20 protein-coding genes, 1 tRNA gene and 1 riboswitch are annotated in these 20,036 nt (G+C 63.5%); of the genes, 18 read left to right on the top strand and 3 right to left on the bottom strand.

All coding sequences use genetic code 11. The annotated features are described in order from the left end of the window. The 13 genes from P4U43_RS11720 to P4U43_RS11660 all read left to right on the top strand — a co-directional run. The coding region (locus tag P4U43_RS11720; RefSeq protein ID WP_277358891.1) for a hypothetical protein at nucleotides 1–222 on the top strand (222 nt) is incomplete at its 5' end. Between the two features lie 93 nt (nucleotides 223–315). Then, nucleotides 316–431: riboswitch (TPP riboswitch) on the top strand. Then, the gene (locus tag P4U43_RS11715) at nucleotides 423–2,003 is read left to right on the top strand and encodes a bifunctional hydroxymethylpyrimidine kinase/phosphomethylpyrimidine kinase (RefSeq protein ID WP_277358890.1); all 1,581 of its coding nucleotides are present in this window, start codon (nucleotides 423–425) and stop codon (nucleotides 2,001–2,003) included. (Overlaps the previous riboswitch by 9 nt.) A 153-nt stretch (nucleotides 2,004–2,156) precedes the next feature. Continuing rightward, nucleotides 2,157–2,465 carry a 50S ribosomal protein L21 gene (gene rplU / locus P4U43_RS11710; RefSeq protein ID WP_056547291.1) on the top strand — a complete coding sequence of 103 codons (309 nt, stop codon included), beginning with the start codon at nucleotides 2,157–2,159 and terminating at the stop codon, nucleotides 2,463–2,465. A gap of 56 nt (nucleotides 2,466–2,521) precedes the next feature. Next, a complete protein-coding gene (gene rpmA, locus P4U43_RS11705) occupies nucleotides 2,522–2,782 on the top strand; it encodes a 50S ribosomal protein L27 (RefSeq protein WP_026545518.1) in 261 nt (86 codons plus the stop codon). Between the two features lie 131 nt (nucleotides 2,783–2,913). Continuing rightward, nucleotides 2,914–4,521, top strand: a complete 1,608-nt coding sequence (gene obgE / locus P4U43_RS11700) for a GTPase ObgE (protein WP_056547294.1) — start codon at nucleotides 2,914–2,916, stop codon at nucleotides 4,519–4,521. Nucleotides 4,522–4,564: 43 nt separating this feature from the next. After that, nucleotides 4,565–5,713 carry a glutamate 5-kinase gene (gene proB / locus P4U43_RS11695; RefSeq protein WP_056547298.1) on the top strand — a complete coding sequence of 383 codons (1,149 nt, stop codon included), beginning with the start codon at nucleotides 4,565–4,567 and terminating at the stop codon, nucleotides 5,711–5,713. Between the two features lie 42 nt (nucleotides 5,714–5,755). Beyond that, nucleotides 5,756–7,093 carry a glutamate-5-semialdehyde dehydrogenase gene (locus P4U43_RS11690; RefSeq protein WP_404800734.1) on the top strand — a complete coding sequence of 446 codons (1,338 nt, stop codon included), beginning with the start codon at nucleotides 5,756–5,758 and terminating at the stop codon, nucleotides 7,091–7,093. Between the two features lie 91 nt (nucleotides 7,094–7,184). After that, on the top strand, nucleotides 7,185–7,421 hold the full coding sequence (locus tag P4U43_RS11685) for a hypothetical protein (RefSeq protein WP_277358888.1): 237 nt from the start codon (nucleotides 7,185–7,187) through the stop codon (nucleotides 7,419–7,421). Nucleotides 7,422–7,462: 41 nt separating this feature from the next. After that, a complete protein-coding gene (gene nadD / locus P4U43_RS11680) occupies nucleotides 7,463–8,122 on the top strand; it encodes a nicotinate-nucleotide adenylyltransferase (RefSeq protein WP_277358894.1) in 660 nt (219 codons plus the stop codon). A 129-nt stretch (nucleotides 8,123–8,251) separates the two neighbouring features. Then, nucleotides 8,252–9,232, top strand: a complete 981-nt coding sequence (locus P4U43_RS11675; RefSeq protein ID WP_277358887.1) for a hypothetical protein — start codon at nucleotides 8,252–8,254, stop codon at nucleotides 9,230–9,232. A gap of 25 nt (nucleotides 9,233–9,257) precedes the next feature. Continuing rightward, entirely contained in the window at nucleotides 9,258–9,665 is a 408-nt protein-coding gene (gene rsfS / locus P4U43_RS11670) for a ribosome silencing factor (RefSeq protein WP_277358886.1), read from the top strand. Next, nucleotides 9,662–10,363: a histidine phosphatase family protein gene (locus P4U43_RS11665; protein WP_056547315.1), complete on the top strand. Its 702-nt coding sequence runs from the start codon at nucleotides 9,662–9,664 to the stop codon at nucleotides 10,361–10,363. Before rsfS ends, P4U43_RS11665 begins: the two co-directional genes overlap by 4 nt. Nucleotides 10,364–10,455: 92 nt before the next feature. Continuing rightward, nucleotides 10,456–10,531: transfer RNA gene (locus P4U43_RS11660), tRNA-Ala, on the top strand. Between the two features lie 62 nt (nucleotides 10,532–10,593). Here the strand turns inward: P4U43_RS11660 and P4U43_RS11655 are convergent. After that, on the bottom strand, nucleotides 10,594–10,806 hold the full coding sequence (locus tag P4U43_RS11655) for a hypothetical protein (protein WP_277358885.1): 213 nt from the start codon (nucleotides 10,804–10,806) through the stop codon (nucleotides 10,594–10,596). Nucleotides 10,807–10,968: 162 nt separating this feature from the next. Here P4U43_RS11655 and P4U43_RS11650 point away from each other — a divergent pair, with 162 nt between their 5' ends. Further along, nucleotides 10,969–11,640, top strand: coding sequence for a S41 family peptidase (locus P4U43_RS11650; RefSeq protein ID WP_277358884.1), 672 nt, complete (start codon nucleotides 10,969–10,971; stop codon nucleotides 11,638–11,640). Continuing rightward, the gene (locus P4U43_RS11645) at nucleotides 11,637–12,839 is read left to right on the top strand and encodes a MalY/PatB family protein (protein ID WP_277358883.1); all 1,203 of its coding nucleotides are present in this window, start codon (nucleotides 11,637–11,639) and stop codon (nucleotides 12,837–12,839) included. Before P4U43_RS11650 ends, P4U43_RS11645 begins: the two co-directional genes overlap by 4 nt. On the opposite strand, the gene P4U43_RS11640 is transcribed toward P4U43_RS11645, so the two are convergent. Next, the gene (locus P4U43_RS11640; RefSeq protein ID WP_277358882.1) at nucleotides 12,836–13,765 is read right to left on the bottom strand and encodes a 5'-3' exonuclease; all 930 of its coding nucleotides are present in this window, start codon (nucleotides 13,763–13,765) and stop codon (nucleotides 12,836–12,838) included. The two genes, P4U43_RS11645 and P4U43_RS11640, sit on opposite strands and share 4 nt — an antisense overlap. Before the next feature lie 381 nt (nucleotides 13,766–14,146). Between P4U43_RS11640 and P4U43_RS11635 the strand changes: the two genes are divergently transcribed. After that, a complete protein-coding gene (locus P4U43_RS11635) occupies nucleotides 14,147–15,277 on the top strand; it encodes an App1 family protein (protein WP_404800733.1) in 1,131 nt (376 codons plus the stop codon). On the opposite strand, the gene P4U43_RS11630 is transcribed toward P4U43_RS11635, so the two are convergent. Further along, on the bottom strand, nucleotides 15,274–16,389 hold the full coding sequence (locus P4U43_RS11630) for an FUSC family protein (RefSeq protein WP_277358881.1): 1,116 nt from the start codon (nucleotides 16,387–16,389) through the stop codon (nucleotides 15,274–15,276). The two genes, P4U43_RS11635 and P4U43_RS11630, sit on opposite strands and share 4 nt — an antisense overlap. A 337-nt stretch (nucleotides 16,390–16,726) precedes the next feature. On the opposite strand from P4U43_RS11630, the gene P4U43_RS11625 reads away from it, so the two are divergent. Continuing rightward, nucleotides 16,727–17,671 (top strand): methylenetetrahydrofolate reductase, encoded by a 945-nt coding sequence (locus P4U43_RS11625; RefSeq protein ID WP_277358880.1) that lies wholly within the window; start codon nucleotides 16,727–16,729, stop codon nucleotides 17,669–17,671. Nucleotides 17,672–17,706: 35 nt separating this feature from the next. Beyond that, nucleotides 17,707–20,034: a 5-methyltetrahydropteroyltriglutamate--homocysteine S-methyltransferase gene (metE, locus tag P4U43_RS11620; protein WP_277358879.1), complete on the top strand. Its 2,328-nt coding sequence runs from the start codon at nucleotides 17,707–17,709 to the stop codon at nucleotides 20,032–20,034. The last annotated feature ends 2 nt before the right edge of the window (nucleotides 20,035–20,036 follow it).

The following is a 20,036-nucleotide window of genomic DNA, read 5'->3' as shown; positions in this document are numbered from 1 at the left end:
GGTGCGGCCCCATCGTCCGGTCACCGTAAGCGGCGGCACCGAGCCGCCAGCAGCGCCCAGGGCTCGGCTGAGAACGCCACGATCGAGCGTGCCGCTACCGTGGCGGACGCACCGGCAGCCGGAACACAGTATGTTGCACGTGCCGGCAAAGCTGCGCCCAAACCGCAGCAGTCGGACGAGCCCATGATCCTGGGAGTCGGGGTGCCGGCCTCCGAGCTGTAGCAATCGTCGCTCGACGGAACGCGCCGTTCCCGGTCTGAAGGGGGCGGCGTGTTCTGATTGCGGGCGGTGAGCCCCCTGCACGGTAGGGTAGGCCACAGTGACACGCGGTGCCCGGTTCCGGGCTGAGATGAAACGCGTTGAACCTGATCTAGAGATGGCCGTCAATAGGCGGCCTTTGGCCTAGCGGAGGGATGTCGCGGATGAGTATTCGCACGCTCGTAGACACAGTGGAGCACACAGAAGCCCTATCGGTTCCAGCGCGGGCGCGGACTATTCCGCACGTGCTGAGCATTGCGGGAACAGACCCCACCGGCGGGGCTGGTCTTCAGGCTGACCTGAAAAGCATCGGGGCGCAGGGTGGCTACGGTATGGCGGTAGTCACTTCCCTTGTTGCGCAGAACACCCGCGGGGTGCGCAGCGTGCATACACCGCCGTCGACGTTCCTCGATGAACAGCTGCAGGCGGTCAGTGATGACGTCACCATTGATGCGGTGAAGATCGGGATGCTCGGAGACGCGGAAACCATCCGCACAGTCAGGCGATGGCTGCCGCGATCGACCGGGGCCGTCATCGTCCTCGATCCGGTCATGGTTGCAACCAGCGGGGACAGGCTGCTGGCCTCCGACGCGGAGGACGAGTTGCGCGCCCTGGTGCCGCTCGCTGACCTCGTGACGCCGAACCTGCCGGAGCTCGCGGTACTGCTCGGCGAGCCGGTTGCGACAGGCTGGGAAGCGGCTGTGGAGCAGGGCAAACGGCTTGCAGCTTCAACGGGTACCTCGGTGCTGGTCAAGGGCGGCCATCTGGAAGGTGCCCTGGAATGCCCGGACGCGCTCGTAGACGCGTCCGGCGACGCCGGCACAGTCTCCGTGGTGGGCGGTACTCGCATCGATACACGGAACACGCACGGTACCGGCTGCTCCCTTTCGGCGGCCCTGGCGACCGTCCAGACGCGCACCGGGAACTGGCACCAGTCGCTGCTGATCGTGAAGAAATGGCTTCGGGGCGCGCTCGAACGAGCCGACGAGCTCAACGTGGGGCAGGGAAACGGACCGATCCATCACTTCCATGAGTTCGTACCCGGGCCGATCCCGGCGCCCCCGCCAGAGGAGCGCCCGTTCAGCGAGCAGGTCTGGGAGCTCACCACAAGCCACCGTCTGGCGATCGAGACGCTCGGGTTCGTACGGGCGCTCGGCGACGGTAGCCTGCCGCCTGAACAGTTTGCGTATTATCTGGCACAGGACGCCATGTATCTGAGGGGCTACTCGCGCGTGCTGTCCAGGGCAAGCGCTCTTGCACCCAGCGAGGCTGAGCAACTCTTCTGGGCGAAGTCGGCACTCAGTTGCCTTGAGGTGGAATCCGAGCTCCACCGGACGTGGCTGACCGGACGCGGGCAGTCACCGGCCCAGGGGCGGGTGACGAGGGCCTACGTTGACCATCTGCTGGCGGCCTCTGCCAACGCAGGCTACGCCGTCCTGGTGGCGGCGGTCCTGCCGTGCTATTGGCTTTACGCACACGTGGGCAATGCCCTGCACTCGCAGTGGATCGGCAACGGAGCCGGCACGGACCACCCGTACGCAAACTGGCTGGAAACGTACGCCGATCCAGCGTTCGCGGAGGCCACCGCACGTGCAATCTCCATCGCAGATTCGTGTTTCGCTGCTGCCCCGCCCGCAGACAGGGAGGCCATGATCGAGGCATTCGAAGCATCTGCCTGGTATGAACATGAGTTTTTTGACGCGCCGACACGCCTTGATTTGCGGGATTCCGCGAAATTGCCGTAATCTAGATCTTCGGTGCGGCGCCCTCGTATGGCTATTTTCGGGGCGTGGATGCATCGTGAGTGCACTAGCACCCCTCCGGCTGCGCTGAGAACAGCGTACGGTCCCGGAAACAGTATGCAAACAGTTTGATCGTCGAGAGAAGTGAGTTCCCAAGTGGTGTACGCGATTGTCCGCGCAGGCGGCCGCCAAGAAAAGGTTTCCGTGGGAGACCTCGTAACCCTTGACCGCGTCCCCGGTGAGGCCGGCAGCAGCTTCCAGCTGCCTGCTCTCCTTCTGGTAGACGGCGACAAGGTGACTTCAGCAGCACAGGACCTGGCAAAGGTCAGTGTCACTGCCGAAATCGTCGAGAATCTTCGGGGCCCGAAGATTGTTATCCAGAAGTTCAAGAACAAGACCGGCTACAAGAAGCGCCAGGGTCACCGTTCAGAGCTCACCAAGGTCAAGATCACGGGTATCAAGTAACCGCTGCAGGTTCCTTGATCCAAAGATTCTGTTTCAGAAAAGGGCAGGCATAACAGATGGCACATAAGAAGGGCGCGAGTTCCACTCGCAACGGTCGCGACTCCAATGCGCAGTACCTCGGCGTGAAGCGCTTCGGCGGACAGGTCGTCAAGGCAGGCGAAATCATCGTCCGCCAGCGCGGAACCCACTTCCACCCCGGCGCCAACGTCGGTCGTGGCGGCGATGACACGCTGTTCGCCCTGGAAGCCGGTGCCGTTGAGTTCGGTACCCGCCGTGGACGTCGCGTTGTCAACATCGTGGGTGCGGCTGCCGAGTAGTACTCGCAACCGCACACCAAAGCAGCGTTATACAAGAGCACTAGGGTGGGGTGAGCCAATCAGGCTCACCCCATTTTCTTTTAAGCCGATAAACTCGGCAAAAATGAGAAGTTTCTCAAGAGGAGTACACCGTGGCAAGCTTCGTTGACCGGGTAGTTCTGCACGTCTCGGGCGGCACCGGCGGGCACGGGTGCGTCTCGGTCAAGCGGGAGAAGTTCAAGCCGCTGGGCGGGCCTGACGGTGGGAACGGCGGTGACGGCGGAGCCGTCATCCTTCGTGTGGAACCGCAGACCACAACCCTGCTGGACTACCATCATGCCCCCCACCGCCATGCCACCAACGGTGGAAACGGCATGGGTGACTGGCGCGAGGGAAAGAGGGGCGAGACGCTCATCCTTCCCGTTCCGGACGGCACGGTAGTGAAGACGCGCGACGGCGAAGTGCTGGCTGACCTCGTCGGCGCCGGTACCGAGTATGTGGCAGCAGCCGGTGGACAGGGTGGTCTCGGTAACTCCTCACTATCGTCGCAGAAGCGCAAGGCCCCCGGGTTTGCACTCCTGGGTATCCCGGGTGATGCTCGGGATGTGGTGCTGGAACTCAAATCCATCGCTGACATCGCCCTGGTCGGGTTCCCCTCGGCCGGCAAATCCAGCCTCATTGCCGCCATGTCTGCGGCCCGCCCCAAGATTGCCGACTACCCGTTCACCACTCTGCGTCCCAACCTTGGAGTCGTACAGGCCGGCGAGGTCCGCTTCACCATCGCGGATGTCCCCGGACTCATTGAGGGCGCAAGCGAAGGAAGGGGACTGGGCCATGACTTCCTTCGACACGTCGAACGGTGTGCCGCCCTCGTCCATGTGCTTGACTGCGCCGCGCTCGAGACTGACAGGGACCCGCTGAAGGACCTCGAAATCATTGAGAGCGAGCTTGATCGCTACGCTGTTGACATGAGTTACGCCGGTCCCGGCGGTGAGGTTGTGCCGCTCAATGAGCGCCCGCGCCTGGTGGCACTCAATAAGGTGGATGTGCCAGACGGCCGTGACATGGCAGAGTTTGTGCGTCCGGAACTTGAAGCCCGCGGTTACCGTGTCTTCGAGGTGTCAGCTACAAGCCATGAAGGGCTCCGGCAGCTCGGGTTCGCGATGGCGGAGATTGTGCGCGAGGCCCGCGAGCTGCTCAAAACCGCACCTCCGGTTGTGGCTCCTCCGGTGCTCCGTCCGCGCGCAGTCAACGAAAAGGGATTCGTCATCCGGCGCGAGGAGAAAAACCTCGAACCCCTCTTTCGGGTGTTGGGTGAGAAGCCCGAGCGCTGGGTGAAGCAGACCGACTTCACAAATGACGAGGCTGTTGGCTACCTTGCGGACAGGCTCGCTAAGTTGGGTGTTGAGGAACAGCTCTTCAGGAGCGGAGCGAAGCCGGGGGACACCGTGGTGATCGGCGAGGGCGACGGCGTCGTCTTCGACTGGGAGCCAACCATGATGGGCGGCGCTGAACTTCTCGCTTCTCCGCGCGGTACCGACATCCGTTTGGCCGAGTACGTGCGCCCCACGCGTGACCAGAAGCGTGAGGACCACCAGAACCGGAAGGATGCGCGGGCCGCAGCGCGCGAAGAACTCGAGGCAGAGCGGAAGGCCGGCATCTGGACGGAGTCGGTCAACTACAAGCACTCCGGTCCGAAGGCAGCGAAGAACGACGGCGCCACCGACACCGGCTCCGGCGGTGACGCTGGCGAGGACTGATTTCGCCGAGCACCAGAAAATCCGCAATCAACAGAAGGAATAGATGACAGTAAAGCGCCCGATCAAAACCCGCTCCGGACTGGCGAAGGCCAAGAGAATTGTTGTCAAGGTAGGTTCATCTTCCCTCACGTCGCTCTCCGGAGGACTCTCCGATGAAGCGCTGTTCGCCCTGTCCGATGTGCTCGCTGCCCGCCATAACGAAGGAACCGAGGTCATCCTCGTCTCCTCGGGAGCAATTGCAGCGGGCCTCGCTCCGCTTGGACTCCCACGGCGACCGAACCAGCTCTCGTCGCAGCAGGCGGCTGCCAGTGTGGGGCAGGGCCTGCTCATGGCGCGCTACACCCACGCATTCGGCGCTCACGGGGTCACCGTCAGCCAGGTCCTGCTGACCCTCGATGACCTGATACGGCGAAGCCACTACGCGAATGCGCACCGCGCAATGGAGCGGCTCCTGAACTTCGGCGTGGTCCCCATCGTCAACGAGAACGACACCGTGGCAAGCTCCGAGATCCGCTTCGGGGACAATGACCGCCTTGCAGCGTTGGTTGCCCACCTGGTCAAGGCTGATGCGCTGATCCTGCTTTCTGATGTCGACTCCCTCTATGACGGTCCACCCAAGGACGGAGCAAAGCGCATCCCCGAAGTCCGTGGACCTCAGGACCTCGAAGGGGTGAGCATCGGCAAGACAGGGAAGGCCGGGGTCGGTACGGGCGGTATGGTGACGAAGGTCGAAGCCGCCACGATCGCGGCTTCCTCCGGCATTCCAGCACTGGTCACATCAGCGGATAACGCCGGACCGGCATTGGCTGGAGAGGACGTGGGAACCTGGTTCAGCACCAATGGCCGCCGCCAGCCGATCCGCCTGCTCTGGCTGGCCCATCTGGCCCGGATTCAGGGAACGCTCACGCTTGACGACGGCGCGGCCAAAGCCGTGGGGGAGCGGCGGCGGTCGCTCCTGTCGGCGGGAATCGTTTCAGTCGGCGGAGAGTTTGAGGCAGGGGATCCCGTCGAGATGGTGGACCGAACCGGTTCGGTCATTGCCCGGGGGCTTGTGAACTACAGCTCATTCGAGTTGCCGCGGATGCTCGGCAGGACCACCCGCGAGCTGTCGAAGGAACTCGGCAGGGAATACGAGCGTTCAGTGGTGCACGTCAACGACCTGGTCGTGCTCAATACGGTCGCACCTTCCTGACCCCGGCTGGGGTTGGGAGGACGCGCTCGTTAGACTGGAGTGATGACTGACGTGACTACACAGCAGACTGCCCATCAGACAACCACCGAATCCGCCGACGGCGAGCAGCCGGCCACGCCGGTGAACGTCGAGCAGGCTGTGCACGCCATAGCGGACCGCGCCAGAACCGCATCGCGGATCGTTGCCCGGGCCAACCGGTCCCATAAGGACAAGGCGCTCGAAGCCATTGGTGAGGCACTCGTAGCCAATCAGGGCGCCATTCTTCGGGCCAACCAGAAGGACCTGGAGTCGGGGCGTGCCAAGGGCACCTCAGCTGCCCTGCTTGACCGGTTGAGCCTGAGCGAAGAACGGATTGCGGGTTTGGCCGCAGCGCTGGAGAACCTTGCCGGCCTGCCGGATCCCGTAGGTACCATCGACCGCGGGCAAACTCTGCCTAATGGCGTCCGTCTCCGGCAGGTCCACGTTCCCCTCGGTGTGGTCGCAGCCATCTACGAGGCCCGGCCCAATGTGACGGTGGACATCGCCGGCCTCGCACTGAAGAGCGGCAACGCCGTCATCCTGCGTGGTGGCAGTGCCGCCGCTCATACCAATGCTGCGCTTCTTGGCATTATCCGGGATGCACTGGACCGCACGGGGCTGCCTGCGGATGCCGTGCAGACTGTGGACGAGTTCGGCCGCGAAGGAGCCAACGTCCTGATGAAGGCACGCGGACGGGTGGATGTACTGATTCCCCGCGGTGGCCATGACCTGATCCAGACGGTAGTCAGCAATGCAGCCGTACCCGTCATTGAGACGGGCGAAGGCAACGTTCACATCTTCCTCGATGAGAGCGCGGACGAGGAGATGGCGGTAGACATCCTGCTCAATGCCAAGACACAGCGCCCCAGTGTCTGCAACACGGTTGAGACCCTCCTCGTGCACAAGGACGCGAAGGCTGCCGCGGCAGTTCTGGAAGCACTGTCCGGTGCCGGTGTGCGTATCCACGCAGACGCCCGGATACAGGGTATCCTCCCGCAGGGCGTAAGCGCTGATACAGCCAGCGAGGATGACTGGGCGCGTGAATACATGGATCTCGACATCGCCGTTGCAATGGTGGACACCGTGGATGAAGCGCTGGAGCACATCCGTACCTGGAGCACCGGCCACACCGAAGCCATCATCACCAATAACCTGGCACGGTCTGAAGAGTTCATTGCCGGTGTGGATTCGGCGGCCGTCATTGTCAATGCTTCCACGCGATTCACCGACGGCGGCGAGCTCGGCCTGGGCGCCGAGGTCGGCATCTCCACTCAGAAGATGCATGCCCGGGGACCAATGGGCTTGCGCGAACTGACCACCACGAAGTGGATCATCCAGGGCGACGGACAGATCCGGCGGTAGTAACGCGTAGGATAGTACCGAAACAGTACTGAAAGTACGCGCTGACCCGCGCCCGGCGGCGGGCGGACACCTCGTTCCCAAGGGGAGAAGAATGCTGACACAAATCCTCAACGTTGCTGTTGTTGCAGGCGAGACTGCCGAGCACCACAACGAGCTTCCGATGCCTGCCATCGCGTACGGCGCCATCATCATGGGGTTGCTGTTGTTGCTGATGTTCGTCACTATCGCGTTCACCAGCCTGGGGCACCGGCATGAGGCAGTGCAGGAGCACGCCGATCCCCATCGCCAGCATCCGAACAAGCATGATCACGGCGAATCGGCCCACTGATCTCGTTGACCGCTCCGCCCGCGTCCACCCCTGAGCAAGGGATACTCCCGAACGCTCGCCCTTCCGATGGCCCTGCCCGCTGGCGTCTGGGAGTCATGGGTGGAACCTTCGATCCGATCCACCACGGTCACCTCGTTGCGGCCAGTGAAGTTGCGGCAGCCTTCGAACTCGACGAAGTCGTCTTTGTTCCGACGGGCCAACCCTGGCAGAAAAATGCCCAGGAAGTCAGCCCGGCCGAGCACCGCTACCTCATGACCGTAGTGGCCACGGCATCAAACCCGCGGTTCACGGTGAGCAGGGTGGATATCGACCGCCCGGGCCCTACCTACACGATCGACACACTCCGGGACCTGCGAGCTACACGGCCGGAAGCGGAGTTGTTCTTCATCACGGGCGCGGACGCCATGGCGCAGATTCTCTCCTGGAAGAACGTGGATGAGCTGTGGTCTCTGGCGCACTTCGTCGGTGTCACCAGGCCTGGTCATGAACTGAGCACGCAACGCAAGGACGTCAGCCTGATGGAAGTTCCGGCTATGTCGATTTCTTCGACAGACTGCCGTCGCCGAGTCTCGGGTGGAGAGCCGGTCTGGTACCTGGTTCCGGACGGCGTCGTGCAGTACATCGCAAAGCATGGGCTCTACCGGAAAGGTGCCCCTGAGACGGGAACGCCGGTCCAACCTGAAGTGTCCACAACAACATGACAATCACTGGGTGAAGAAGTAATGAGTAACGGTCACGAGTCCCCGCAGAGCCGGAGGTCGCTCCGACAAGCGAGCGCAGCCTCCGCCGGGGACCACTTGCCGTCGCAGGGAAGTTCCGAGGGGGCACTGATGCCCGGGCACCGGCCGCCGGCGCAGTCCGGCAAGCCGGCGGCTGTCAGCCTTGAACCTGCGCCCCGCGAACGGCGCAGCCGGCGGGCAGCAAACGCTCCTGTGGACGCGCCGTCGGCCGTGTCGGCTCCGTCCACGGAACGTCTGTCGCAGGTCCGTGCCCGTGACCGCGAAATGCTGCGCAGCTACCGTGCGCTGGCTGACCAGCAAGTTGACCAGCCCGCAGGTATCCCCACCCGACGCCAACTTCGTCTCCAGCAGCAGGCAGCCCGCGAGAAGGCGCTGCAGGCTGAAGGCACTCCTCTCACGTCGCCCGCCGAGGTAAGCCCATCTGACGTTGCTCATCCGGACGGGATGACGGTGGAGCAAGCTCTGGCTGCGCGTGAAGCAATTGCTCACCAAGCGCAAAACCAGGTGGCGGTCATGGAAGCGGCGGCGAAGGACGATCCCTTCTCGGTTGACCTGGAGATCCTCGCCCAGCAGAAGGCACTTGCCGAGCGTGCAGCCGTGCTCAACACGCGCGCGCAGAAAATCCAGCAGCTCACGCAGGAGAACCGGCAGCGCAAGCCGCTGCTCAATGACCCGACAACGGCGCACAATCTCTCGATCGTTTCCCCGGTCGAGTTCGTTCGGGCTCCGACGGAAATTCCGCAGGGCGCTGAGCCCTCGACCTCCCACATCCCGGTTGTGACTGCGCCCGCTGTGCCGAGCAGGCCGCCGTCGTCGGCGTTGTCTCCGGATTCGGCGGGACGCTCGCAGGTGCTAGCGCAGGCGGAGGCAATGGTGCGTGATCAGCGCCGTCCGGGTTCCGACGGCGCCACGCCAATCCGTGCGCGCAGCGCCCACGGATTGGAGCCCCTTGATGCGATGACGGCAGGACTGGCACGTGTCCAGCGAATGCGAATCGCGCAGTATTCGGTAGTAGGTTTGGGCGCTCTGGCGCTCATCACCGGAATCATGATGATCGTCGGCCGCTTTTAGCAGCCGACCACACCCTAGGAGATTAGTGAGCGCATCGGAATCGTCTATTGCGATTGCCCGCACCGCAGCACGCGCGGCGACGGACAAAATTGCAGAGGACATCGTGGCCATCGACGTCAGTGAACGCCTGGCGATCACTGACGTCTTCCTTGTGGCCTCGGCCCCCAGCGAGCGCCAGGTCAACGCCATTGTTGACGGCATCGAAGAAGAACTCTCAAAGCAGGACCTGAAACCCGTACGCCGCGAGGGCCGGAGCGAGGGCCGCTGGGTGCTGCTTGATTACGCTGAGGTGGTCATTCACGTGCAGCACCAGGAAGACCGCGTTTTCTACGCCCTGGAGCGGCTGTGGGGCGACTGCCCCAAGGTTGACCTGCAGCTGGAGGGCGCGTCGGGCGCTGCTCCCGCAGACACCGCGTCCGCCGACGCCGAGTGAGTCCGCGCGCCGTAGACAGCGCAGCTGGGGACTCCGCACCAGAGGGTCGGCGGATCGTTTTCTGGCGGCACGGTCGGACTGAGTGGAACGCCCGCGGCCTGTTCCAGGGCCAGGAGGACATCGCGCTCGATGATCTTGGCAGGCAGCAGGCTGCACAGGCAGCGCACGAGCTGAAGCACCTGTCGCCGTCGCTCATTGTGTCCTCGGATCTGGAACGGGCGCGGGATACTGCAGCGGCATTGAGCGTAGCCACGGGAGTGCCTGTGGGTACGGACCCACGCTTCCGGGAGACCTATGCCGGCCAGTGGCAGGGACTTGCGTTCGCGGAGATCGGCGCGAGGTTTCCTGAGGAGCAGCAGGCGTGGCATGAAGGTGATCCCTTTGTTGCTGCCGGCGGTGGAGAGAGCCGGTCGGACGTCGGCGGGCGCATGAAGGCGGGGACGCTAGAGGCCGTCGCTCAGTTGGCGCCGGGACAGACGCTCGTCGTGGTCAGCCACGGCGGAGCGATCCGCGCAGGCGTTGCCGCCCTGATGGGTATCCCGGCGAACCTCTGGGGATCGCTGGCTGGTGTGGCCAACTGTCACTGGTCGGTTCTGGAGGAGCTGAATCCGTCGTCGTCGGCGGTGCCGCTCAGATGGCAGTTGACCGAGCATAACGTCGGGCTGGCATCCATGCCGTCGTCGCCGCTGGAAGGTTGAATCGACGCCGTCGCGCCGATTTTGCGGGGGCAGGAAAATTGTCTAAACTGAACAAGTTGCTTCGGCCCGATCAGGGCGGGATCAATGGGTTTGGGGCTGTGGCGCAGCTGGTAGCGCACCTGCATGGCATGCAGGGGGTCAGGGGTTCGAGTCCCCTCAGCTCCACCAACAATCCGCTGGAACACAGGGAAGTAGCCTGGTTTCAGCGGATTTTTGTTCTTCGACGCCTTTCAGTGCTCGCACTCAGCAGTTGGCCACTCAAAGGCGCCACCAGCATCGGCGATGTAGGCTGAATCAACGACGGCGTTGGGGGAGCGGTGCAGAAGCAAGTACATGAACACCGTACAGACCTGGGCGTCAAGGACAGAGCCTGAGGTGGCAAGCGCACGACCGTCGATGTTCGGGGATAGGCCCGCCTGGATGGACAGGCCAGCGAACCACATGTGCGACAACTACGGCCAGCACCGGGATTGAACCAGACCGCCGGGGCGCCGGTTATCAGGGTTGTGGCAGCATCGGTGTGTTAAGTCTTGTCTTCAGCAGGCTGCGGTTCCGTCCAGGCCGATTCACCACCGCCGGAGCCAAAGGAACACGTACGTGCCTACATGTTGCAGGCACTGTCTTTCATTGAGGAGAACTCCTACGACGTGGCAACTTCGTTGCGTCCGGATTGGGAACAAGTCGAGCAATCCGCGCTGGAACGGACTTCCGAGGCACAGACCACGCAGGATACCTATCCCGTCATCGCGGACGTTCTGCGGAAGGCTACCGGCGATCACAGCTTCCTCCTCACCCCTGATGAGATAGCGGCCACGAAGTCAGGGGAACGGGAAACTCCGTCATCCATCATGGTGGGGCAAGACATAGCCGCTCTGAGTATTCCTGCCTTCAATGAAACCGCCGGTGGGCTAGTGGCGGATTACGTGAATTCCGCCATCGAAGAACTTGCTGCCCAGGAGGCCGAAGTCGCCTGCGGATGGATAGTAGACCTCCGGCGCAACGGAGGAGGAAACATGTTGCCTATGCTGCTTTCTGTAGCGCCCTTCCTGCCGGACGGGCAGGTTATGTCCTTCCTTGACGGCGCAGGTGAGGAGACAAAGGTCTCTCTTGCAGGCATGAGCGTTCTGCTCGACGGCGAGACACAGTTGAGTTCAGCAACAGCTGCTCCCGACCTTTCGAACCAACCGTTGGCGGTCCTTCAATCAAGTGACACAGCCAGCTCAGCCGAGGCGACGCTCATATCCCTCCTGGTGATCGTGTATAGATTGGGTCCATGAACCCGCTTTCCGAGCTCGCCCTTGCACAGCTGCAGCAGCGGACCAGCGTGAAGTGGCGCACCTACGCAGCTGATGTTCTGCCGCTGTGGGTCGCCGAAATGGATGTTTCCCTGGCACCGCCGGTCCACGCCCGATTGAAGCGTGCCATCGACCTCGGAGACACCGGCTATCCTGCGGGAAACGAATACGCAGAAGCGTTTCGGGAGTTCGCCGCTGCCCGGTGGTCGTGGGACGGTGTCGATCCGGACCGCGTTGCGCTGGTTCCGGACGTCATGCTGGGAATAGTGGAAACCCTTTGGTTGATCACCGGTCCGGGGGATCCCGTGGTAGTCACTCCACCCGTTTACGCGCCGTTCTTTGCGTTCATCGAGCATGCGGACCGGAAGGTCCTTGCAGCACCTCTCGGTGAGGATGGACGGTTGGATCCGGTCGCTCTCGATGATGCATTCCGGAGGGCAAGCTCCCAGTCCGAGCACCCCGTGTTTCTCCTGTGCAACCCGCACAACCCGACCGGAACTGTCCACACACGCCAGGAACTCGAAGGAGTCGCCGTCCTTGCTCAACGGCACGGTGTGCGGGTCATCTCCGATGAAATCCACGCCCCGCTTGTACTCTCGGGCGCCAGCTTCACACCGTACTTGAGCGTCGCCGGAAGTGAAGACGCGTTTTCACTTGTTTCCGCCTCGAAGGCCTGGAACCTTGCCGGGCTCAAGGCGGCGCTGCTGCTCGCCGGTCCAGCTGCAGCATCGGACCTGGCCCGGCTTCCCGAAGAAGTCGGCCACGGGGCGAGCCACCTCGGTGTGCTTGCTCACACGGCCGCCTTCCGTGAGGGTGGCTCGTGGCTTGATTCACTCCTCACGGGCCTCGACTATAACCGGGCGCTGCTGGGAGACCTCATCGTTGAGCATCTCCCCGGGGCGGCGTTGACCAGGCCGGAAGGGACGTACCTGGCATGGCTCGACCTTCGCGAGCTCGGATTCGAGGAGGGTGCGGGAAGCGGCGGTCTAGCCGTCGTGACCGACCTTGCGGGACCGGCACGGTTTTTTCTCGACACCGCCCGCGTTGCGCTCAGCTCAGGGCACGTCTTCGGAAGCGGCGGAGCGGGTCACGCGCGCATCAACTACGCCACCCACCCGGACATCCTCACCGAAGCCGTCCAGCGCATGGGCCGCGCGCTCCGGGAACGGCCGGCCAACTAGCCGCGGGCGGCGTACGCCTTCAGCACGCGGTCCGCCGCTCCGCCGAGATTCCACTGGTCAGCCAGTTTCTTCAACTTTTGTTCGTGATCGGTATCGAGCGGCCTGATCCGTGACTCGAATGATCCGAGGTCGAGGTCCCTGACCACATTCACCACGGTTGGGGCGACAGCGAGGTAATCTGCTGCAGCTGTGAGCTTCCGGCGTATCGACGCAGACATCGAGCTGGAGGGGTTCGAGGCCGCTTCCATGATGCCGTCCAGGTCAACAAACTCCTTGAGCAGGCTGGCCGCTGTCTTATCTCCGATGCCGGAAACTCCGGGCAGCCCGTCCGAAGCATCGCCCCGCAAGGCAGCGAAGTCGGCGTACTGGCCGGGGAGCACTGCGTACTTGCTTACCACCGTCACATCGGTCACTGCTTCAAGTTTGCTCATGCCGCGAGCGGTGTACAGGACGCGGACGCCGGTGGCGTCGTCGATAAGCTGGAAAAGATCGCGGTCACCGGTGACGATATCCACCGGCGCGGCTGCCTGGCTGGCAAGGCTGCCGATGACATCGTCTGCTTCGTGGTGAGCCGCGCCGATGATCGGGAGGTCGAGCGAAGCCAGGACTTCGCGGATCAGGGGCAGCTGGGCAACCAGTCCCTCCGGCGTCTCCTCGACATCAGGACCGTCGGACACATTCCTGGCGACCCGGTGCTCCTTATAACTCGGGATCAGCTCCACGCGCCATTTCGGCCGCCAGTCATCATCCCAGCACGCGACGAGGTGCGTGGGTTCGTAATCGGTCACCAGCCGGGAAATCATGTCGAGCAGCCCGCGCACGGCGTTGACGGGCATCCCGTCGGCTGCTTTGAGACTGTCCGGCAGCCCGTAGAAGGCGCGGAAGTATAGGGACGGAGTATCCAGGAGCATCAGTCGTTCGGCCACACATCGATACTGCCACGGTCAGGCGGAAGATTGACGACGCCGGTGCGCCGTCCGGCTATGAACGACAGCTGGCCAGATAAATCCATTTGGTTGACGAAACCTCTTGAAGGTTGGAGTGATGAAGTTCACACTGGAAACGGCAACTCAAAGCACGAACGAAGCATGGGGCGATCATGAGCGGACTAATGCGATGCCGCCAGTGTCAGAGGACCTGGCTTGTCGAAAGCAAGACTGCTGAAACAGTCACTTCCCAGAATCACGCCTTCCTCAATCCGGGGCATAGAACGGTCACGGTCTGGAAACGGGTGGAGCAGCATGCCGAAGTGAGCGCCTGAGGGATTCCTCCTGTAGGGACGCCTCTGACCGTGCAAGACTGGTCGCATGGCATCCGACAAGGCATCACCCGAGCCTCCCGCGCCCGCGCTCCCTCCGCATGAGGACGAGGTGCGGGAGCGAACCCACCTCGGTTTGATGATCGGCGACACCTGGCATGCGCTGCAGACCCGCATCGCGGAGCAACGGGGCCGCGTGGAGACGATCATCCCGTACACCGGTTACGGCACCACAAGCTGGGTCCGCATTCTGGCACGCGTTGTGCTCTCCAATCCCCGCGATCTCCAGCCGCTCGAAGGCAAGGAGATGATGAAACCCATCAAGGAGGGGCTGCGGGGGTGGCGCAACTTCGTCAGTGCCCCGGTGCGCTACGCCGAAGTGACACTCGAAATCGACGGAACCAGCGCCGTCGTGCATGCGGACCGCGGCGGAGTCATCGACGTTCACGTAGAAGCCTCACTGACACCGGGGTGGCATACCGTCCGGATCAAGTCGGGTGACTCAGTTGTCGCAGACGCTCCAGTCCGTGTTGTTGAAGACGACGTGACGTTCGGCGTTGTCTCCGATATCGACGACACCGTGATGGTGACTGCGCTGCCACGGCCGTTCCTGGCGGCCTGGAACACATTTGTTCTCGACGAGCATGCCCGCACGCCGACTCCCGGAATGTCGGTGCTCATGGAAAGGATCGTGCGGCAGAATCCCGCAGCGCCGGTCCTGTACCTCTCCACGGGCGCCTGGAACGTGGCTCCGGCGCTGACCCGTTTTCTGTCGAGAAACCTCTATCCGGCCGGGCCCAAACTGCTGACGGACTGGGGCCCCACCCGGGATCGCTGGTTCCGGAGCGGCCAGGAACACAAGCGATCCTCGCTCGAGCGGCTCGCGGAGGAGTTTCCGTCAGTGAAGTGGCTCCTGGTCGGCGATGACGGTCAACACGACGAGGCGATCTACGCCGAATTTGCCCGGAATCATCCGGGGAACGTCCGGGCGATTGCCATCCGCCAACTCTCACCAAGCGAGGCGGTACTGGCGGGCGGCCGGTCGAAGAAGAGCCCGGCCGGATCCACCCCCGGGATTCCGTGGGTTTACGCCAGGGACGGCGCGGGCATGTCCGAGCAGCTGAGCAAGCTGGGGATTGTCGAAGGCGCTGTGCGCATTGATCCCGAGGACGAAGCCTAGCTCTGGCTCTGCTCGGAATCCGGCACGGCTTCCTCATACGGCGACGTTGATTCTGCACGCACTGTCAGCAGAATGCGCCGCAAATCCATGCCTAGCGCAGCCGTTGCCTGGATTCGCTGTTCCGCTGCTGCGCCGGAGGCGATCTCCTGCATCAAGCGTTCTACAGCGGCCTCCGCCTCTGTCATGATGGGTCCATCCGGATCCCAGGCATTCAACGCCTCCGCCGTGCGCACAATTGCATCACGAAGGGGGTCGACAAGCGCCGGCGGCAGGGGAGTGGATTCCGGGGTGTGCCAGATGACCCCCGCCAGCACCTCCGTCATGTCCTGGACGTGGAACGCGATCCGTTCCATCGCCTGCAGGCGCTGGTAATCAGCACTCAGATCCCGCTTGTGGCGCAACCGCCGCGGGTTTCCGCGCCGGCTGCTATCCGCCAGCTGGACCGCGGAACGCACCTCCTGGCCCAGGTTCGACATGCTGCTCTCGCGCTCCGCCCACTCCTCGTGCTCAGGCGGCCAGGACTCGCCCAGGGCCGCAGCCATGTCCGAGAGCTGCTGCGCAAGCAGTTCCCGGAAATTCCGGAGCCCACGGAGCGCGCCGTCCAGGTGAAGCGGCGGAAACACCAGCATGTTCACCGACAAGCCCACGACCACGCCTACCAGCATCTGAATGAGGTATCCGAAGGAATACTCCTCCGGGCTATCGCCACCGACGAGGAGGACAAACAGCGAGGCGATCGGAATCCAGTCACGCCCTGCGCCCAATTTCGGCAGCCCGGCGGCAAGGACGCCCACGCCGACGACGATGGCGACGGATACCACCGAGACGTCACCGATGAGGATGATCGGAAACGCCAGAGCAAAGCCGACGGTCAAACCGATGAGGGTCTGTAAGCCCTGACGGGCCGAGCCGGCGACCGTCGGGTACATGCAGGCCACCGCGCCGAGCGGGGCGTAGTACGGGTATTGGGCAGCTACACCGGGCACCCGCAGCGCGATCCACCAGGCGATGGCGGCAGCGAGGGCTGTCTTGATTGCCAGAAGCACCCTCTCATGGGTGATCAGCTTTCTCGCGCGGGTTCCGGCCGGCGAACCGGTAAGTGAGCTTAGCATTTCTCAAGTATGACAACCGATTATGAGAGTCCAATGAGCGCACGCTTACCGCGGCCGGAAAGAAATGTTTCGCGGGTGTGCAACATTCTTGAAGGCGTGCTTGCCGGTGCCGTAACGTTCAGGTCAAGTTACTTCCGTAACGGGTCAGCGACTCCCCATCGAGGGAGTGTGGGTGCCCCCATGTGGGCCTGACATTTGTTTCGCAGGAGTTCCCTTCAGCGCGGCCGCGCTGTTGTGTGAACTTTCTCCTGCTTCCTTTCCCTTATTTCATTTCGGTCTCATCCGCGCTCAAGCTTTGAGCAGCGGTAACCGGATGTCCTAACGACCGAGGATACGAATGTCACCACCGTCCAAGTCCGCCTATTCCGTAGGTCCCCCGGCTTCGCAGCCTTACCCCGCCCTGTCCTATGAGCTTTATCCTCCCCGCAGTACCGCTGCGGCTGAAACCCTCTGGCGCACCATCCGTGAACTGGAGCAGACCAGTCCGGATTACGTGTCGGTGACCTACGGCGCCTCCGGTTCAAACCGGGATACGGCCGTCGAGTTGCTCTCCCGACTCCTGTCGGATTCATCACTTCGCCCACTGGCCCACCTGACCTGCGTAGGCAATTCCCGAGAGTATCTGCTGGACCTCGTGGATGAACTCATCACCCTGGGCGTCCGGGGTATCCTCGCCCTTCGCGGCGACACCCCGAAAGACCCCAGTGTGGGCGCGGGGGACCTGCCCTATGCCAGCGACCTGGTGAAACTCGTCCGCGAGGCCGAGCGACGCCGAACCGCCCACCTCTGCGCGGGCAGACTGGCCGTCGGCGTCGCGGCGTACGCCACCAGACATCCGGAGTCGCCCAGTTTTGGCCACGACATTGAGGCCTTGCTTGCCAAGCAGACGGCAGGCGCCGATTTCGCAATTACCCAGGTGTTTTTCTTCCCCGACCACTATCAGCGGCTGGTGTCCGCTGCCCGTCGTGCCGGCGTCGACATCCCGATCATCCCCGGCGTCATGCCCCTCACGAGCGTGCGCCGGCTTGATCGACTGGCCGAGCTCGCGGGCATTGAGATGGATCACCAACTGCGGAACCGGCTGGCGGCAGCCACCGACGACGCCGCCCGACGCCGCATCGGCGTTCAGGCAACGGTGAACCTCGCCAATGCTGCTCTCGACGCCGGCGCACCGGGAATTCACCTCTACACCTTCAACGAGCACGCCGCAGCGCTGGACGTGCTCGAAAACCTTCAGCTTCGCCGTCCTCCCGTTCCGGGTGGACTCAGCCGATCCGCTTAGCAAACGTCAAGAAACGTTAGACAAAGGACATATCCATGAGCACCGCATTTCCGAAAGCCACCATCATTGGTTACCCGCGCATTGGCCGCCGCCGCGAGCTGAAGAAGGCGGTTGAAGCCTATTGGGCCGGCCGCACCTCAGCGGCTGAGCTCGAGACAACCGCGGCCGAGTTGCGGGTTGCGTCCTACGCCCGCCTGACCGAGCTGGGCCTGGAGACAGGCAATTACTCCATTCCGGCGTCGTTCTCCCTGTATGACCAGGTGCTGGACACCGCGGTCACCTTTGGTGCCGTGTCAAACCGTTTCAAGGACCTGTACGACGCCGACGGTTCGCTTGGTCTCGACGCTTACTTCACGCTTGCCCGCGGTGACAAGGAGCGCCAGCCGCTCGAAATGACCAAGTGGTTCGACACCAACTATCACTACCTGGTCCCCGAGATCGGTCCCGACACTGTTTTCTCCCTGGCGAATGACTGGATCCTGCGGGACGTCGCGGAAGCCGCTGCGGCAGGGTATTCGGTACGGCCGACGCTTATCGGCCCTGTCACGTTCCTGTTGCTCAGCAAGGCCGCGGACGAGGCTCCCGCAGGGTTCAATCCGCTGAGCCGCCTGGATGACCTGCTTCCGCTGTACGTGGAGCTGCTCGGCAAGCTTGCGGATGCCGGCGTTGAGTGGGTCCAGCTCGAGGAGCCGTCCCTGGTGGCGGACCAGGCAATTCCCGAGCGTGAGGTGGCGGCCGCCGTGGAGCGTGCCTACGCAGCGTTGGCCACAAACGCGGCGAAGCGCCCGGCCATCCTGGTTACCAGCCAGTACGGGTCGCTCGGTTCGTTGCTGCCGGTGATTGCCGGAACCGACATCGACGCGCTGCACATCGACGTCTTCAAGGGCGCCGTGCCCGCGGGTGAGGATCTTGCCAAGTTCGGATCGACCACGCTTGTCGCCGGCCTGGTGGACGGACACAACATCTGGAAGGCCGACCTCGGCGCCGCTGCCTACAAGCTGGCCGAGCTGGAAGCCTCAGTGCCCGCGCTGGCCGTGTCCACCTCCACGTCGCTGCAGCACGTACCGCACGACGTCGGCGATGAGCAGCAGCTTGACGCCCAGTTGCGGAGCTGGCTGGCTTTCGCGGACCAGAAGGTCACCGAAGTTGTCACCCTCGCGCGGGCGATCGGTAGCCCGGGAGCCATTGACGCTGAGATCGCTGCAACGGACGAGGTTCTGGCATCCCGTGCCGGAGCCGCCGGCGTGAACCGCGCCGAAGTGCGGAACCGCGCTGCCGCCCTGACGCCGTCGGACTTCTCCCGTGGGGACTATGCGGTGAGGCTCGCCGCCCAGGAGGACGCGCTGAACCTGCCCGCCCTCCCGACCACCACCATTGGATCCTTCCCGCAGACTCCGGAGGTCCGGTCCGCCCGCGCACGTGCCAACAAGGGCGACCTGACTGCGGAGCAGTACGAGCAGCTCATGAAGGACGAGATCAACCGCGTCATCGACCTGCAGGAAGAGCTCGGCTTCGATGTACTGGTGCATGGCGAGCCGGAGCGCAACGACATGGTGCAATACTTCGCTGAGAACCTCGACGGCTTCGACGTGACGGTCCATGGCTGGGTTCAGTCGTATGGTTCGCGCTGCACCCGGCCGTCGATCCTGTGGGGCGACGTCAGCCGGCCGGCGCCGATCACCGTTCCCTGGACGGAGTACGCCCAGTCGCTGACCGACAAGCCGGTCAAGGGCATGCTGACCGGTCCCGTGACAATCCTCGCGTGGTCCTTCGTCCGCGACGACCAGCCGCTGGGCGACACCGCAAACCAGGTGGCGCTGGCGCTCCGTGATGAGGTGACTGATCTGGAGGCCGCCGGCATCAAGGTGATCCAGGTGGATGAACCGGCGCTGCGCGAACTCCTGCCGCTGCGCACGGAGGATCAGTCCGGCTATCTCGAATGGTCGGTCAACTCCTTCAAGCTCTCGACGGCGTCCGCTGCTCCCGCAACGCAGATCCACACGCATCTGTGCTACTCCGAGTTCGGAGCGATCATTGACGCGATTGACGGGTTGGATGCCGACGTCACCTCGATCGAGGCGGCGCGGTCCCGCATGGAGGTGGTGCATGACCTGGAGGCGCACGGCTTCCAGCGCGGCGTGGGGCCCGGTGTCTACGACATCCACTCCCCGCGCGTGCCGGGTCAGGAGGAGGTCGCCGAGTTGCTGGAAAAGGCTGTGCAGCACGTGCCGGCGCGCCAGCTCTGGGTCAACCCGGACTGCGGTTTGAAGACCCGCGGCTACACCGAGACCGAGGAATCCCTGCGGAACCTCGTCAACGCCACGGTTGCCGTTCGTTCCCAGCTTGAGGCTTCGGTCTCCTAGAC

It is taken from the genome of Arthrobacter vasquezii, from assembly GCF_029455255.1.
GTDB classification, from domain to species: domain Bacteria; phylum Actinomycetota; class Actinomycetes; order Actinomycetales; family Micrococcaceae; genus Arthrobacter_D; species Arthrobacter_D parietis.
The sequence above is the reverse complement of the archived record's forward strand: the minus strand, read 5'-3'. Positions and strand labels throughout refer to the sequence as shown.

What these genes read in the sequence shown, in the direction of transcription:
- P4U43_RS11715 (WP_277358890.1), top strand. Translation starts at nt 423, where the DNA reads ATGAGTATTCGCACGCTCGTAGACACAGTGGAGCACACAGAAGCCCTA.
- rpmA (WP_026545518.1), top strand. Translation starts at nt 2,522, where the DNA reads ATGGCACATAAGAAGGGCGCGAGTTCCACTCGCAACGGTCGCGACTCC.
- proB (WP_056547298.1), top strand. Translation starts at nt 4,565, where the DNA reads ATGACAGTAAAGCGCCCGATCAAAACCCGCTCCGGACTGGCGAAGGCC.
- P4U43_RS11690 (WP_404800734.1), top strand. Translation starts at nt 5,756, where the DNA reads ATGACTGACGTGACTACACAGCAGACTGCCCATCAGACAACCACCGAA.
- P4U43_RS11685 (WP_277358888.1), top strand. Translation starts at nt 7,185, where the DNA reads ATGCTGACACAAATCCTCAACGTTGCTGTTGTTGCAGGCGAGACTGCC.
- P4U43_RS11675 (WP_277358887.1), top strand. Translation starts at nt 8,252, where the DNA reads ATGCCCGGGCACCGGCCGCCGGCGCAGTCCGGCAAGCCGGCGGCTGTC.
- P4U43_RS11655 (WP_277358885.1), bottom strand. Translation starts at nt 10,806, where the DNA reads ATGTGGTTCGCTGGCCTGTCCATCCAGGCGGGCCTATCCCCGAACATC.
- P4U43_RS11650 (WP_277358884.1), top strand. Translation starts at nt 10,969, where the DNA reads ATGTTGCAGGCACTGTCTTTCATTGAGGAGAACTCCTACGACGTGGCA.
- P4U43_RS11645 (WP_277358883.1), top strand. Translation starts at nt 11,637, where the DNA reads ATGAACCCGCTTTCCGAGCTCGCCCTTGCACAGCTGCAGCAGCGGACC.
- P4U43_RS11635 (WP_404800733.1), top strand. Translation starts at nt 14,147, where the DNA reads ATGGCATCCGACAAGGCATCACCCGAGCCTCCCGCGCCCGCGCTCCCT.
- P4U43_RS11630 (WP_277358881.1), bottom strand. Translation starts at nt 16,389, where the DNA reads ATGCTAAGCTCACTTACCGGTTCGCCGGCCGGAACCCGCGCGAGAAAG.
- P4U43_RS11625 (WP_277358880.1), top strand. Translation starts at nt 16,727, where the DNA reads ATGTCACCACCGTCCAAGTCCGCCTATTCCGTAGGTCCCCCGGCTTCG.
- metE (WP_277358879.1), top strand. Translation starts at nt 17,707, where the DNA reads ATGAGCACCGCATTTCCGAAAGCCACCATCATTGGTTACCCGCGCATT.